This window comes from Streptomyces vulcanius, from assembly GCF_042653945.1.
Lineage (GTDB): Bacteria > Actinomycetota > Actinomycetes > Streptomycetales > Streptomycetaceae > Streptomyces > Streptomyces mangrovi.
In genome coordinates this window covers 281,604-295,978 of record NZ_JBHSFK010000007.1, presented here as the reverse complement: position 1 = coordinate 295,978, position 14,375 = coordinate 281,604, and the positions used below count along the sequence as shown (strand labels likewise).

Here is a 14,375-nt window from a genome sequence, read left to right as displayed (position 1 = left end):
TCATCGCGTATGTACTGCTTCTCTTGTGACCTTACCGGGGCGCCGGAACGGGGCTGGAGGCGGTTTCGGACGCCTCCCGTCCGGCCAGGCGCTCGCGCCAGACCTCCAGTACGGCGGCGTCGGTGGGGCGGGTGGCGAGGGAGACGACGACGTATGCGGCGAGGGAGGTGAGGAGGCCGTAGTAGACGGGTTCGTCGGCGAGGATGCCGTAGGCCGCCATCAGGGAGATCACTGCGAGGCTGCCGGTCACGACGGAGGCGAGGGCGCCCTGGACCGTGCCGCGTTTCCACAGCAGTCCGCCCAGGATGGGGACGAGGAGTCCGCCGACGAGGAGGTTGTAGGCGACCGTGAGCGCCTCCACGACGTTGTTCAGCGCGACCGCCGTGACGATCACGGCGATGCCCATGAGGAGGATGAAGACGCGGTTGCCCCTCACCTCGTCGTGGTCGTCCGCCCGGGCACGTGTGCTTCCGCGCAGCCGGGCCCAGATGTCGTTGTTCGCGACCGTCGCGCAGGCGATCAGCGCGCCGGAGGACGTCGACATCACGGCGGCCAGCGCGGCGGCCAGCACCAACCCCCGTACTCCGACGGGGAGTTCGTCCTTCACGATGGTCGCGAAGGCGTCGTCGGCGGCGGCCAGGTCCGGGTAGAGCACCTTGGCCGCCGTACCGATGACCGCTCCGGCGAGGGCGTACACGAGACAGTACGTACCCGCCACGGTGCCGCCCCACTTCGCCGTGCGGTCGCTGCGGGCGGTGAACACCCGCTGCCAGATGTCCTGGCCGATGAGCATGCCGAAGGTGTAGATCAGGACGTAGGTGAAGATCGTCTCGCCGCCGATGCCGAGCGGGTCGAAGTACTCGGTCGGCAGCTTCGCCCTCATCTCGGCGAAGCCGCCCGCCTTGACGACGGCGATCGGCAGGAGCAGGAGCAGCACGCCGATCGTCTTCACGACGAACTGCACCATGTCCGTCAGGGTGATCGACCACATGCCGCCGAGCGTCGAGTACGCGACGACGATCGTGCCGCCGAGGACGATCGCGACGGTCCGGTCCATGTCGAGGAGGACGTCGAAGATCGTGGCGTACGCGATGGTGGAGGTGACGGCGAGCATCAGGGTGTACGCCCACATGACCACGCCCGAGATGACCCCGGCCCGGCCGCCGTAGCGGAGGTCCAGCATCTCGGAGACGGTGTAGACCTTCAGGCGCGCGATGCGGGCGGAGAAGAAGACGGACAGGGCGAGCAGTCCGAGGCCGATGGTGAAGACCATCCAGGCGCCGGAGAGGCCGTACTGGTAGCCGAGTCCCACGCCGCCGATCGTGGACGCGCCGCCGAGGACGATCGCGGCCATGGTCCCCGAGTACATCGCGGGGCCGAGGCGGCGGCCCGCCACCAGGAACTCGCTCTTCGACCTGGCGCGGCGCATGCCCCACCAGCCCATGGCCAGCATGCCGGCCAGATAGACGACGATCACTGCGTAGTCGACGGCCATACGGGGCCCTCCTTCGCCGGGTTCCTCGACCCTAGGTGGCCGGAAAGTGGCTGCGAAGTGTACGTTTCCTCCACTTGAGGGCCATGGACTGGAGGAAACGCACACCATGCCGGAGTCGCAGGCAGCCGCCGTTCCTCCCACCCCGGCGGTGCCGCTCGCCGCTCTGCTGGCCCGCGAGGAGCTGGCGCTGCGGCAGATCGCCGGGCCCGTCGACCCCGGCACGGTGCTGCACGGGGCGCACACCTCGGAGATGGCCGACCCGTATCCGTATCTGCTGGGCGGGGAGCTGCTGCTGACGGCCGGTGTGCACATCCCGGAGGCGGCCGGCTCGGGCACCTACTTCGACGACTACGTCTCCCGGATCGTGGCGGCGGGCGGGGCGGCCCTCGGGTTCGGGGTGGCGCCGGTGCACGACACGGTGCCGCGCGCGCTGGTCGCGGCCTGCGAGGCGTACGAGCTGCCGCTGCTGGAGGTGCCGCCGCGCACGACGTTCGCGGCCGTGGCCCGCGCGGTCTGGGACCTGCTGGAGCGGGCCCGCACGGCCGAACTGCGCCGCGTGACGGAGGCCCAGCAGAGCCTCGCCGCGGCGGCGTCCCGCCCGGACGCGGTCCCCTCTGTCCTGCGCCGGCTGTCCCAGCGGCTCGGGGGCCGGGCGGTGCTGTACGGGCCGGACGGCACGGAGATCGCGGCTGCGGGGGCGCCGGACCCCACGACGGACGCTCCCCTCACCGACCTCGCCCACCACCTCACCACCCGAGCCTCCGCCACAGCCACCGACACGACCCCCTCCGGCACCCACCTCGCCGCGTACGCACTGGGAGGCGGGCCGGGTGCGGGTCAGGGGGCCGAGCGGGGGGCCCAGGGGGCCGGGCAGGGCTTCGTTCTCGGTGTTGCGACGCGGCGCAGGGAAGCCGGGGACCACACCATCGCCTCGGTCGCGGCGGTGCTTCTCTCCCTCCTCACGGGCGCACACCACAGCGACTCGGCCACCGCCCGCTCCTCGGCACTCGTACGACTACTGCTGGGCGCGCGGCCGGAGGAGGTGGCCCCACTGCTCGGCGACGGCGACGGCGACGGCAGCGGCAGCGGCGACCGATGGCTGGTCGTACACGCGCGGCCGGAAGCGCAGCCGGCCGCCCCCGACCCCGTCGCCGCATCCGCTCTCGGCGCGGCGCTCGGGTCGGGGCTGGTCGATGTCGACGGGGAGGTCGTGCGGGTTCTCGTCCCGGGTGGGCGGGTGGTGGGGGCGCAGACCGGGTGGGTGCTCGGGGTGAGTGGGGTGGTGGGGGCCGGGCGGCTGGGGGCCGGGGATGTGCAGGCGGGGCGGGCGCTGGCGCGGGCGCGAGCCACCCGGGTGGGGATCGTGCGGCAGGGTGGAGGTGGGGCGTCCGGGTTCGGGGAGCTGGTGCCGGACGACGCCGTCGAGGAGTTCGCGCGCGAGCGCCTCGCGCCGATCGCCGCCTCCCCCGTCCTCACCGAGACCCTCCGGGCATGGCTCTCCCTGCACGGCAGCTGGGACCGGACCGCCGTCGCGCTGGCCGTGCACCGCAACACCGTGCGGCAGCGGATCGCGCGATGCGCCGCGCTGCTGGGGTCGGACCTGGACGATCCGGACGTACGGATGGAGCTGTGGTTCGCGCTGCGCGGCACCGGCGGACGATCTGCCGATGATCTTCAGTGACGCACGTCCCAGCGCGCGGAACAGCGCAGACGGCCCCCCTCCGCTGCACCACAATGGGGCCATGCCGATATCAGGGATCCCCAGGACCCCCAGCCGCGCCGAGCTCATTGAGCATCTGGTCAAGACCCGCATCGCCGGAGACGTCGCCACTCCGCGCGAGAACAACCTCTCCCACTACCGTCAGCTGGCGAACGGCAACCGCAACTACTGGCTCGGCCTGGAACTCGGCGACCGCTGGACCGACGAGCAGGACGTCCTCGCGGTGATGGCGGAGCGGGTCGGGGTGAACGACGACCCCGAGTACCGCCACGGCCAGGACACCATCGACCCCGCGCTGACCGTCGACGGCCTGAACCGGCTGGCCGCGCGGCTGCGCAAGGCCGCCGACGGACACCACCGGGTGCTGTTCGCCACCGGCCACCCGGGCGGCCTGCTGGACGTGCACCGCGCGACCGCCGCGGCCCTGCGCGCGGCCGGCTGCGAGATCATGGTCATCCCGGACGGGCTGCAGACCGAGGAGGGCTACGTCTGGCAGGTCGCGGACGTGGCCGTCCTGGAGCACGGCGCCACGCTGTGGCACACCCACTCGGGCGAGCCGATGCGGCAGATCCTCACCGCCTGGGAGCGGACCGGCAAGCAGCTGCCCGACCTGGTCGTCGCCGACCACGGCTGGGCGGGCTACGCCGGACAGCACGGCATCGACTCCGTCGGGTACGCCGACTGCAACGACCCGGGGCTGTTCATCGCCGAGGCGGAGGGCACCGTACAGGTGGCGGTCCCGCTCGACGACCACGTCGTCAGCCCCCGGCACTACGACCCGATGGTCGCGTACCTGCTGGCCGAGGCCGGCCTGTAGGTCTCACGGCCGGGGGACGCGGACCACGCCCTCCTGGATCACCGAGACCGCGAGCCGTCCGTCCTGCGTGTAGATGCGGGCCTGGCCGAGACCTCGCCCGCCGTACGCGGACGGCGACTCCTGGTCGTACAGCAGCCACTCGTCGGCGCGGAACGGGCGGTGGAACCACATCGCGTGGTCCAGGGACGCCCCGACCACGTCTCCGACCGCCCAGCCGCCGCGGCCGTGCGCGAGGAGGATCGAGTCGAGCAGCGTCATGTCGGAGACGTACGTGGCGAGGACGACATGGAGCAGCGGGTCGTCATCCAGTTTGCCGTTGGTACGGAACCAGACCTGGCTGCGCGGTTCGCGCGGCTCGCCGAACTTCCCGTACGGCGGCTCGTCGACGTAGCGGAGGTCGATCGCCTCGCGGGTTTCGAGGAACTTCTCGACGATCGCCGGGTCGAGGTGGTCGTAGCCGCGCAGGCGTTCCTGGCCGGTGGGGACGGTCTCCGGGTCCGGCGCGGGCGGCATGGGGGTCTGGTGGTCGAGTCCGTCCTCGTACAGCTGGAAGGACGCCGACAGCGCGAAGATCGGCCGGCCGTGCTGGACGGCGACCGCGCGGCGGGTGGTGAAGGAGCGGCCGTCGCGGATCCGCTCGACGTTGTAGACGATGGGCGCGCCCGGGTCGCCGGGGCGCAGGAAGTACGCGTGCAGGGAGTGGGCGTGCCGGTCCGCGGGGACCGTGCGCCCGGCGGCGACCAGCGCCTGCGCCGCCACCTGGCCCCCGAAGACCCGGGGGACGACGGCGGAGCGGGACTGGCCGCGGAAGATGTTCTCCTCGATCTGCTCAAGGTCGAGCAGATCCAGGAGACCGAGAAGTGCCTGGCTCATGGGAGCAGTTGTACCGGCCGGTAATTGCGGGCGGCTTACAGGCCCATGTCCTTCGCGATGATCGTCTTCATGATCTCGCTGGTCCCGCCGTAGATCCGGTTGACGCGGTTGTCGGCGTACAGACGGGCGATGGGGTACTCGTTCATGAAGCCGTAGCCGCCGTGCAGCTGGAGGCAGCGGTCGATGACGCGGTGGGCGACCTCGGTGCAGAACAGCTTGGCGGAGGCCGCCTCGGCGGGGGTCAGCTCACCGGCGTCGAGGGCTTCGAGGGCGCGGTCGGCGACCGCTTCCGCCGCGTCCACCTCGGCCTGGCAGGCGGCCAGCTCGAACTTGGTGTTCTGGAAGTGGGCGACCTGCTTGCCGAAGACGGTGCGCTCCTGGACGTACTGCTTGGCGAACCGGACCGCGGCCTTGGCCTGCGCGTAGGCGCCGAAGGCGATGCCCCAGCGCTCGGAGGCGAGGTTGTGGCCGAGGTAGGAGAAGCCCTTGTTCTCCTCGCCGAGGAGGTCCTCGACGGGCACCTTGACGTCGACGAACGCCAGCTCGGCGGTGTCGGAGGTGCGCAGGCCCAGCTTGTCGAGCTTGCGGCCTATGGAGTAGCCCTCGGACCTGGTGTCCACGGCGAAGAGGGAGATGCCGTGGCGGCGGTCCTCGGCGGTGGGCGCGGAGGTGCGGGCGCAGACGATCACGCGGTCGGCGTGGACACCGCCGGTGATGAAGGTCTTGGAGCCGTTGAGGACGTAGTGCGTGCCGTCCTCGCTCAGCTTGGCGGTGGTCTTCATGCCCGCGAGGTCGGAGCCGGTGCCGGGCTCGGTCATCGCGAGCGCCCACATCTCCTCGGCGGAGACGAACTTCGGCAGGAACCGCTTCTTCTGCTCGTCGGTGGCGAGCATCTTGATGTACGGCAGGCCGAGCAGGACGTGCACCCCGGAGCCGCCGAAGTGGACGCCCGCGCGGGCGGTCTCCTCGTACATCACGGCCTCGAACTTGTACGAGTCGATGCCGGCGCCGCCGAACTCCTCGGCGACGTTGATGCCGAAGAGGCCCAGCTCGGCGAGCTTGTAGTAGAACTCACGCGGCGCCTGCCCCGCGGCGAACCACTCGTCGTAGACGGGGACGACCTCGGCCTCGATGAAGGCCCGGAGGGTCTCCCGGAACGCCTCGTGATCCTCGTTGAACACCGTACGGCGCACCTGCGCCACCCTTCTCTGCGCCTAAACCGGCGCCGCTCTCGCGGATGTGGTTGCTCGCCGTCGGGGTGCTCAATTGATGGTTGCGGCCCACCGGCTAAGCGCTTGCTCACATACCGTACCGGCGAGTAGACAGAGGCGTCCAGAGGCTCCCGGCCGTAACGCTCGTCACGCCCCGGCCGCCGCCGCGAACGCGCCCCGGGCCATCCGGTGCAGCAGGGTCGCCGTCGCCTCGCGGCCCGGGAGGGCGCCGGGGCGGCCGAGGTGGGGGGTGGAGTTCAGCAGGCCGAAGACCGAGTGGACCGCCGAGCGGGCCGACGGTTCGGTGAGGGCGGGGTAGAGCGCGCGGACCACCTCCACCCACAGCTCCACGTACTGCCGCTGGAGCTGCCGCACGAGCTTGCGGTCGCTGTCGCGGAGGCGGTCCAGCTCGCGGTCGTGCAGGGTGATCAGGGGACGGTCGTCGAGCGCGAAGTCGATGTGGCCCTCGATGAGCGAGTCGAGGAGCGCCCCCTCCCCGGTTCCGTCCGCCTCGGACACGCGGCGTTTGGCACCGGTGAGGAGCTGCCCGCTGATCCCCACCAGCAGCTCGGCGAGCATCGCGTCCTTGCCCGGGAAGTGCCGGTACAGACCCGGGCCGCTGATCCCGACCGCGGCGCCTATCTCGTCGACGCCGACGCCGTGGAAGCCGCGCTCGGCGAACAGCCGCGCGGCCTCCTTGAGGATCTGCTCTCGGCGGGTGGGGGCGTCGGTTCTGGTGGCCATGCGGGTAATTCTAGACAGGGAGGTTAGCGGTCGTTAACCTGAAGGAAATGCGTTAACGCTCATTAACAAGGTGAGGGGATCGCGGGATGCACGAGGCACCGGAGCTGACGAGCGCGGCCGACCCCGCCTCGGAGGCCTTTCGGGCCAACGAGGAGGCACAGCGCGCCCTCGTCGAGGAGCTGCGCGGCAAGCTCGCCGCGGCCCGGCTCGGCGGCGGTGAGAAGGCCCGCGCCCGCCACACCGCGCGCGGCAAGCTGCTGCCGAGGGACCGGGTCGACACCCTCCTCGACCCCGGCTCCCCCTTCCTCGAACTGGCCCCCCTCGCCGCCGACGGGATGTACGAGGGGGCGGCCCCGGCCGCGGGCGTCATCGCCGGGATCGGGCGGGTGAGCGGGCGCGAGTGCGTGATCGTCGCCAACGACGCCACGGTCAAGGGCGGCACGTACTACCCGATGACCGTGAAGAAGCACCTGCGCGCGCAGGAGGTGGCCCTGGAGAACCGCCTCCCCTGCCTCTACCTGGTGGACTCCGGCGGCGCCTTCCTCCCCATGCAGGACGAGGTGTTCCCGGACCGTGAGCACTTCGGGCGGATCTTCTACAACCAGGCGAGGATGTCCGCCGCCCGGATCCCGCAGATCGCCGCCGTCCTCGGCTCCTGCACGGCCGGCGGGGCGTATGTCCCGGCGATGAGCGACGAGGCGGTGATCGTGCGCGGCCAGGGCACGATCTTCCTGGGCGGTCCGCCCCTGGTGAAGGCCGCCACCGGGGAGGTCGTCACGGCGGAGGAGCTGGGCGGCGGTGACGTCCACGCGCGGGTGTCGGGCGTGACGGACCACCTCGCCGAGGACGACGCGCACGCCCTGCGGATCGTCCGGAACATCGCCGCCACCCTGCCCGCGCGCGGACCGCTCCCCTGGGAGGTCACACCGGTCGTCGAGCCCAAGGCCGACCCGTACGGCCTCTACGGCGCCGTCCCCGTGGACCCCCGCACCCCCTACGACGTACGCGAGATCATCGCGCGCGTGGCCGACGGCTCCCGTTTCCAGGAGTTCAAGGCCGAGTTCGGGCAGACCCTCGTCACCGGCTTCGCCCGGATCCACGGCCACCCGGTGGGGATCGTCGCCAACAACGGCATCCTGTTCTCCGAGTCCGCGCAGAAGGGCGCCCACTTCATCGAGCTGTGCGACCAGCGCGGGATCCCGCTGGTGTTCCTGCAGAACATCTCCGGCTTCATGGTGGGGCGTTCGTACGAAGCGGGCGGCATCGCCAAGCACGGCGCCAAGATGGTCACGGCGGTCGCCTGCACGCGCGTGCCGAAACTGACGGTCGTGGTCGGCGGTTCGTACGGCGCGGGCAACTACTCGATGTGCGGCCGGGCCTACTCCCCCCGCTTCCTGTGGATGTGGCCCGGCGCCAAGATCTCCGTCATGGGCGGCGAGCAGGCCGCCTCGGTCCTGGCCACGGTCAAGCGTGACCAGCTGGAGGCCCGTGGCGAGTCCTGGCCGGCCGAGGAGGAGGAAGCCTTCAAGTCCCCCGTCCGCGCCCAGTACGAGCGCCAGGGCAACGCCTACTACGCGACCGCCCGGCTCTGGGACGACGGGGTCATCGACCCGCTGGAGACCCGCCAGGTGCTGGGCCTGGCCCTGACCGCCTGTGCCAACGCGCCGCTGGGTGAACCGGCCTTCGGCGTCTTCCGGATGTGAGGAGACCCATGTTCGACACGGTGTTGGTGGCCAACCGGGGCGAGATCGCCGTCCGGGTCATCCGCACGCTCCGCGCGCTCGGTGTGCGCTCGGTGGCGGTCTTCTCCGACGCCGACGCGGACGCCCGGCACGTCCGGGAGGCCGACACCGCCGTACGGCTCGGTCCGCCGCCGGCCGGTGAGAGCTATCTGTCGGCCGAGCGGCTCCTCGATGCCGCCGCCCGCACCGGCGCCCAGGCCGTCCACCCCGGGTACGGCTTCCTCGCGGAGAACGCGGCCTTCGCGCGTGCCTGCGAGAAGGCGGGGCTGGTCTTCATCGGACCGCCGCCCGACGCCATCGCGCTGATGGGCGACAAGATCCGCGCCAAGGAGACCGTGAAGGCCGCCGGGGTGCCGGTGGTCCCCGGCGGGCGGGACCCCGAACTCGCCGAGGCCGCCCGCGAGCTGGGCGCGCCCGTGCTGCTCAAGCCGTCGGCGGGCGGCGGCGGCAAGGGTATGCGGCTGGTGCACGACCTGAACCTCCTCGAGGAGGAGATCGCCGCCGCCCGCCGCGAGGCCCGCGCCTCCTTCGGCGACGACACACTGCTCGTGGAGCGCTGGGTGGACCGCCCCCGGCACATCGAGATCCAGGTCCTGGCCGACGGCCACGGCAACGTGGTCCATCTCGGCGAGCGCGAGTGCTCCCTCCAGCGGCGGCACCAGAAGGTCGTCGAGGAGGCGCCGAGCGTCCTTTTGGACGAGGCCACGCGCGCGTCGATGGGCGAGGCGGCCGTTCAGGCGGCACGCTCCTGCGGGTACCGGGGCGCGGGCACGGTGGAGTTCATCGTGCCCGGCGGGGATCCCTCCTCGTACTACTTCATGGAGATGAACACCCGTCTCCAGGTGGAGCATCCGGTCACCGAGCTGGTCACCGGGCTCGATCTGGTGGAGTGGCAGCTGCGGGTCGCGGCGGGTGAGCGGCTGTCCTTCGGCCAGGAGGACGTACGGCTCACCGGGCACGCGGTCGAGGCGCGGATCTGCGCGGAGGACCCCGCGCGTGGGTTCCTCCCCTCCGGCGGCACGGTGCTGCGGCTGCACGAGCCCCAGGGCGCCGGCGTGCGCACCGACTCCGGGCTCAGCGAGGGCACCGAGGTGGGCAGCCTGTACGACCCGATGCTGTCCAAGGTGATCGCGTACGGGCCCGACCGCGAGACCGCGCTCAGAAAGCTCCGGGCCGCCCTCGCGGAGACGGTCACCCTGGGGGTGCCGACCAACGCGGGCTTCCTGCGCCGGCTGCTGGCCCATCCGGCGGTCGTGGCGGGCGAGTTGGACACGGGTCTGGTGGAGCGGGTGGTGGACGACCTGGTCGTCACGGACGTACCGGAGGAGGTGTACGAGGCTGCGGCGGCGGTACGGCTGGAGGCGCTGCGACCGGGGGGTGAGTGGGTCGATCCCTTCTCCGTGCCCAGCGGCTGGCGACTCGGCGGCACGCCCAGGCCCGTCGGATTCCACCTACGGGCGCCGGAGCCCCTCGAGTACGTGCCCCGCGGCACCCACACCGTCACCGAGGACCAGGTCACCGTCACCCTCGACGGACTCCGCCACACCTTCCACCGCGCCGCCGACTGGCTGGGCCGGGACGGCGACGCGTGGCATGTGCGTGACCACGACCCGGTCGCCGCGTCCCTCTCCGGTGCCGCCCACGCGGGCGCCGACTCCCTCACCGCGCCCATGCCCGGCACGGTGACGGTGGTGAAGGTCGCCGTCGGCGACGAGGTGACGGCAGGTCAGAGTCTGCTGGTGGTGGAGGCGATGAAGATGGAGCACGTCATCTCCGCCCCGCACGCGGGCACGGTCGCCGAGCTGGACGTCACGCCGGGCACGACGGTCGCCATGGACCAGGTACTGGCCGTGATCACCCAGCCGGAGGAGGACCAGTGACGCTCCCCATGGTCGTACCGGCCCCGGATCTGCCCGCACGGGTCAGGATCCACGAGGTCGGCGCCCGCGACGGGCTGCAGAACGAGAAGTCAAGCGTGCCGACGGCGGTGAAGGCGGAGTTCGTCCGCCGGCTGGCCGACGCGGGCCTGACGACGATCGAGGCGACGAGCTTCGTCCACCCCAAGTGGGTGCCGCAGCTCGCCGACGCCGAGGAGCTGTTCCCGCTCGTGAGCGATCTCGAGGTGGCGCTCCCGGTCCTCGTCCCGAACCAGCGCGGCCTGGACCGCGCCCTGGCGCTGGGAGCGAAACGGGTCGCCGTGTTCGCCAGCGCCACGGAGTCCTTCGCCAAGGCCAACCTCAACCGCACCCTCGACGAGTCGCTCGCGGTGTTCGAGCCGGTGGTGCGGCGGGCGAAGGACGAGGGCACGCACGTGCGCGGCTATGTGTCGATGTGCTTCGGCGACCCCTGGGAGGGGGCGGTCCCGCTCCACCAGGTGGTACGGGTCTGTACGGCGCTGCGGGACATGGGCTGCGACGAGCTGAGCCTGGGCGACACGATCGGCGTCGCCACCCCCGGCCACGTCCTGGAACTGCTCGCCTCCCTCAACGAACAGGGCGTGCCGACGAACGTGCTCGGCGTGCACTTCCACGACACCTACGGACAGGCGCTCGCCAACACCCTGGCCGCGCTCCAGCACGGCGTCACCACCGTGGACGCCTCCGCGGGCGGCCTGGGCGGCTGCCCGTACGCGAAGTCCGCCACCGGAAACCTCGCCACCGAAGACCTCGTGTGGATGCTGCAGGGGCTCGGCATCGACACCGGGGTGGACCTCGGCCGCCTCGTCGCCACCAGCGTGTGGATGGCCGAACAACTGGGCCGACCCAGCCCGTCCCGCACCGTCCGTGCCCTCTCCCACCAGGAGTGACCGAAAATGGACCACCGTCTCTCCCCCGAACTGGAAGAACTCCGCCGTACGGTCGAGCAGTTCGCCCACGACGTCGTCGCGCCGAAGATCGGCGACTTCTACGAGCGGCATGAGTTCCCGTACGAGATCGTCCGCGAGATGGGCCGCATGGGGCTGTTCGGACTGCCGTTCCCGGAGGAGTACGGCGGCATGGGCGGCGACTACCTCGCGCTCGGCATCGCCCTGGAGGAGCTCGCGCGCGTCGACTCGTCCGTGGCGATCACCCTGGAGGCGGGCGTCTCGCTGGGCGCCATGCCGGTCCATCTCTTCGGCACGGAGGCGCAGAAGCGGGAGTGGCTGCCGCGGCTGTGCTCCGGCGAGCTGCTCGGCGCGTTCGGCCTGACCGAGCCCGACGGCGGCTCGGACGCGGGCGCGACGCGGACCACGGCCCGCCTCGACCCGGACACCGACGAATGGGTGATCAACGGCACCAAGTGCTTCATCACCAACTCGGGCACGGACATCACGGGGTTGGTGACGGTCACCGCCGTCACCGGCCGCAAGCCGGACGGCCGGCCGCTGATCTCCGCGATCATCGTCCCGTCCGGCACCCCGGGCTTCACGGTCGCGCAGCCCTACTCCAAGGTCGGCTGGAACGCCTCCGACACCCGTGAGCTGTCCTTCTCGGACGTGCGCGTCCCGGCCGCGAACCTGCTCGGCGAGAAGGGCCGCGGCTACGCGCAGTTCCTGCGCATCCTGGACGAAGGGCGGATCGCCATCGCGGCCCTCGCCACCGGGCTCGCGCAGGGCTGCGTGGACGAGTCGGTGCGGTACGCGCGCGAACGGCACGCCTTCGGCCGTCCGATCGGCGCGAACCAGGCCATCCAGTTCAAGATCGCCGACATGGAGATGAAGGCCCACACGGCCCGCCTCGCCTGGCGGGACGCGGCCTCGCGGCTGGTGTCCGGCGAGCCCTTCAAGAAGGAGGCCGCCCTGGCCAAGCTCTACTCCTCCACCATCGCCGTCGACAACGCCCGCGACGCCACCCAGGTCCATGGCGGCTACGGCTTCATGAACGAGTACCCGGTGGCCCGTATGTGGCGCGACTCCAAGATCCTGGAGATCGGCGAGGGCACGAGCGAGGTCCAGCGAATGCTGATTGCAAGGGAATTGGGGCTCGTGGGCTGATATACCGCGCCCCATGACGGGGTCACAGCTTTCGATCGCAGGGCCCCCTGGACAGCAGATGTGGGCGCGGATCCGCACTGTTGACTCTCGCCGACTAGATGGCCGTCATGTGTATAGTGATCGTCGTGACGGTGACGCGGAAGGTTCGCCGGTATTCCGGTGGCGTGTACGACTTGGGGCTGCACGTGGTGTGGTGCCCCAAGTACCGCCGCCGGGTTCTCGGCGGCCGGGTCGCGGTCCGGCTGCGCGAGCTGATCGAGGCCAAGGCCGCAGAAAGGGGCTGGGAGATCATCGCCCTTGAGGTGATGCCCGACCACGTGCACCTGTTCGTCAAGCACGAGCCCAAGGCGTCCGCGTCCTACGTCGCGAACCAGTTCAAGGGCTTCACCTCACGCGTGCTGCGCTCCGAGTTCCCGCACCTGAAGTCTCAGATGCCCACCCTGTGGTCGTCGTCGTTCTTCGTCGCCTCGGTCGGCGCGGTCGGCGCGGACACGGTGGAGAAGTACATCAACACCCAGTGGGAACGCCCCTGGACGAAGAAGCAGAAGGAGGAATCCGAGCGTGCACCGCGCGTATAAGTTCCTCCTGCGCCCCACCGTCCGCCAGGCACAGGCTCTGTCCGAGATGCTGCGGGATCACTGCTCTCTCTACAACGCGGCCTTACAGGAACGCCGCGACGCCTACCGGCACAGCTCGAAGACGAGCATCAAGTACGTCGGCCAGTCCGCACAGCTCAAGGAGATCCGGGCATTTGACCCGGAGCGTCAGGGCCGCTGGTCGTTCTCCTCGCAGCAGGCCACCCTACGCCGCCTGGACAAGGCGATGCATGCCTTCTTCCAGCGGGTCAAGGCCGGGGAGAAGCCCGGTTATCCGCGTTTTCGTGGGGTGAACTGGTTCGACACGGTCGACTTCCCCAAGGACGGGGATGGCTGCCGCTGGGACTCCAACCCGCACGACCCGGTCACCCGCGTGCGGCTGCAAGGCGTCGGGCACGTCCGCGTCCACCGGCACCGGCCGGTGCGCGGCCGGGTCAGGACCGTCTCGGTCAAGCGCGAGGGATGGCTGTGGTACGTCGTCCTCGCCTGCGACGAAGTCCCCGCCGAACCGCTCCCCGCGACCGGCACCGTGACCGGCATCGACATGGGCGTAGCCCACTTTCTCACCACCTCCGAGGGGGAGCACCAGCCCAATCCGAGGCACGGACGGCGCAATGCCGAAGCCCTCGCCGACGCTCAGCGCGCACTCAAGGCGTTCCCGCGCCGCAAGCGGGACAACCGCACCGCCCGGCACCGCCGGGCGGTCGGGAAGGTCGCCGCTCTGCACCGCAAGGTGCGCCGCCAGCGCACCGACCACGCGCACAAGACCGCGCTGGCGATGGTCCGCACCTACGACGTCATCGCGCACGAGCGCCTGAGCATCGCGAACATGGTCCGCGCTCCCAAACCCAAACCCGACACCGAGAATCCCGGCGCGTTCCTCCCGAACGGAGCCGCCGCGAAGGCCGGCCTGAACAAGAGCATCCACGACGCGGGTTGGGGGGTGTTCCTGGGCATCCTCGCGCACAAGGCTGAAAGCGCCGGTCGCAAGCTGATCCCGGTGGACCCCCGCAACACTTCCCACACCTGCCCCGCCTGCGGGCACGTGTCCGGCGAGAACCGCACCACACAAGAGAAGTTCGAGTGCACCCAGTGCGGTCACACCGCCAATGCCGATCAGGTCGGCGCACTCAACGTCGCTGTCAGGGCCGGGCTGGTCCTTCCCGACGTGGCCTAGCCACCGACAGGAGAAGCCCCCCGGATT

General features: G+C 71.1%; 12 protein-coding genes. 8 read left to right on the top strand and 4 right to left on the bottom strand.

Features of this window, described 5'->3' with window-relative positions; genetic code table 11:
- Nucleotides 1-31: 31 nt before the first annotated feature.
- Nucleotides 32-1,495: a sodium:solute symporter family protein gene (locus ACFPIH_RS13640; protein WP_381170465.1), complete on the bottom strand. Its 1,464-nt coding sequence runs from the start codon at nucleotides 1,493-1,495 to the stop codon at nucleotides 32-34.
- A gap of 106 nt (nucleotides 1,496-1,601) precedes the next feature.
- Here ACFPIH_RS13640 and ACFPIH_RS13635 point away from each other — a divergent pair, with 106 nt between their 5' ends.
- Nucleotides 1,602-3,176: a helix-turn-helix domain-containing protein gene (locus ACFPIH_RS13635; RefSeq protein WP_385876818.1), complete on the top strand. Its 1,575-nt coding sequence runs from the start codon at nucleotides 1,602-1,604 to the stop codon at nucleotides 3,174-3,176.
- Nucleotides 3,177-3,237: 61 nt separating this feature from the next.
- Complete coding sequence (locus ACFPIH_RS13630; protein WP_381170461.1) at nucleotides 3,238-4,032, top strand: phosphatase; 795 nt, start codon at nucleotides 3,238-3,240, stop codon at nucleotides 4,030-4,032.
- A 3-nt stretch (nucleotides 4,033-4,035) separates the two neighbouring features.
- Here ACFPIH_RS13630 and ACFPIH_RS13625 read toward each other — a convergent pair whose 3' ends face one another.
- The 3 genes from ACFPIH_RS13625 to ACFPIH_RS13615 form a co-directional block, all read right to left on the bottom strand.
- Nucleotides 4,036-4,905 carry an acyl-CoA thioesterase gene (locus ACFPIH_RS13625; protein ID WP_381170459.1) on the bottom strand — a complete coding sequence of 290 codons (870 nt, stop codon included), beginning with the start codon at nucleotides 4,903-4,905 and terminating at the stop codon, nucleotides 4,036-4,038.
- Between the two features lie 35 nt (nucleotides 4,906-4,940).
- The gene (locus ACFPIH_RS13620; protein ID WP_381170457.1) at nucleotides 4,941-6,098 is read right to left on the bottom strand and encodes an acyl-CoA dehydrogenase family protein; all 1,158 of its coding nucleotides are present in this window, start codon (nucleotides 6,096-6,098) and stop codon (nucleotides 4,941-4,943) included.
- A gap of 165 nt (nucleotides 6,099-6,263) precedes the next feature.
- Nucleotides 6,264-6,860, bottom strand: a complete 597-nt coding sequence (locus ACFPIH_RS13615) for an SACE_7040 family transcriptional regulator (protein ID WP_381170454.1) — start codon at nucleotides 6,858-6,860, stop codon at nucleotides 6,264-6,266.
- Nucleotides 6,861-6,946: 86 nt separating this feature from the next.
- On the opposite strand from ACFPIH_RS13615, the gene ACFPIH_RS13610 reads away from it, so the two are divergent.
- The 6 genes from ACFPIH_RS13610 to ACFPIH_RS13585 all read left to right on the top strand — a co-directional run bounded on the left by ACFPIH_RS13610 (nucleotide 6,947) and on the right by ACFPIH_RS13585 (nucleotide 14,348).
- Nucleotides 6,947-8,563, top strand: a complete 1,617-nt coding sequence (locus tag ACFPIH_RS13610) for a carboxyl transferase domain-containing protein (protein WP_381170452.1) — start codon at nucleotides 6,947-6,949, stop codon at nucleotides 8,561-8,563.
- A gap of 8 nt (nucleotides 8,564-8,571) precedes the next feature.
- The gene (locus ACFPIH_RS13605; protein ID WP_381170450.1) at nucleotides 8,572-10,482 is read left to right on the top strand and encodes an acetyl/propionyl/methylcrotonyl-CoA carboxylase subunit alpha; all 1,911 of its coding nucleotides are present in this window, start codon (nucleotides 8,572-8,574) and stop codon (nucleotides 10,480-10,482) included.
- Nucleotides 10,483-10,490: 8 nt separating this feature from the next.
- The gene (locus ACFPIH_RS13600) at nucleotides 10,491-11,408 is read left to right on the top strand and encodes a hydroxymethylglutaryl-CoA lyase (RefSeq protein ID WP_381170739.1); all 918 of its coding nucleotides are present in this window, start codon (nucleotides 10,491-10,493) and stop codon (nucleotides 11,406-11,408) included.
- 6 nt (nucleotides 11,409-11,414) lie between these two features.
- A complete protein-coding gene (locus ACFPIH_RS13595) occupies nucleotides 11,415-12,575 on the top strand; it encodes an acyl-CoA dehydrogenase family protein (RefSeq protein WP_381170448.1) in 1,161 nt (386 codons plus the stop codon).
- A gap of 107 nt (nucleotides 12,576-12,682) precedes the next feature.
- On the top strand, nucleotides 12,683-13,153 hold the full coding sequence (tnpA, locus tag ACFPIH_RS13590; RefSeq protein ID WP_381170446.1) for an IS200/IS605 family transposase: 471 nt from the start codon (nucleotides 12,683-12,685) through the stop codon (nucleotides 13,151-13,153).
- On the top strand, nucleotides 13,137-14,348 hold the full coding sequence (locus tag ACFPIH_RS13585; protein WP_381170444.1) for an RNA-guided endonuclease InsQ/TnpB family protein: 1,212 nt from the start codon (nucleotides 13,137-13,139) through the stop codon (nucleotides 14,346-14,348). The genes tnpA and ACFPIH_RS13585 overlap by 17 nt, the downstream gene beginning before the upstream one ends.
- Nucleotides 14,349-14,375: the final 27 nt, after the last annotated feature.

Bases quoted from the DNA above. Each gene is read 5' to 3' on its own strand.
- ACFPIH_RS13640 (WP_381170465.1), bottom strand. From the start codon at position 1,495: ATGGCCGTCGACTACGCAGTGATCGTCGTCTATCTGGCCGGCATGCTG.
- ACFPIH_RS13635 (WP_385876818.1), top strand. From the start codon at position 1,602: ATGCCGGAGTCGCAGGCAGCCGCCGTTCCTCCCACCCCGGCGGTGCCG.
- ACFPIH_RS13630 (WP_381170461.1), top strand. From the start codon at position 3,238: ATGCCGATATCAGGGATCCCCAGGACCCCCAGCCGCGCCGAGCTCATT.
- ACFPIH_RS13625 (WP_381170459.1), bottom strand. From the start codon at position 4,905: ATGAGCCAGGCACTTCTCGGTCTCCTGGATCTGCTCGACCTTGAGCAG.
- ACFPIH_RS13615 (WP_381170454.1), bottom strand. From the start codon at position 6,860: ATGGCCACCAGAACCGACGCCCCCACCCGCCGAGAGCAGATCCTCAAG.
- ACFPIH_RS13610 (WP_381170452.1), top strand. From the start codon at position 6,947: ATGCACGAGGCACCGGAGCTGACGAGCGCGGCCGACCCCGCCTCGGAG.
- ACFPIH_RS13605 (WP_381170450.1), top strand. From the start codon at position 8,572: ATGTTCGACACGGTGTTGGTGGCCAACCGGGGCGAGATCGCCGTCCGG.
- ACFPIH_RS13600 (WP_381170739.1), top strand. From the start codon at position 10,491: ATGGTCGTACCGGCCCCGGATCTGCCCGCACGGGTCAGGATCCACGAG.
- ACFPIH_RS13595 (WP_381170448.1), top strand. From the start codon at position 11,415: ATGGACCACCGTCTCTCCCCCGAACTGGAAGAACTCCGCCGTACGGTC.
- tnpA (WP_381170446.1), top strand. From the start codon at position 12,683: ATGTGTATAGTGATCGTCGTGACGGTGACGCGGAAGGTTCGCCGGTAT.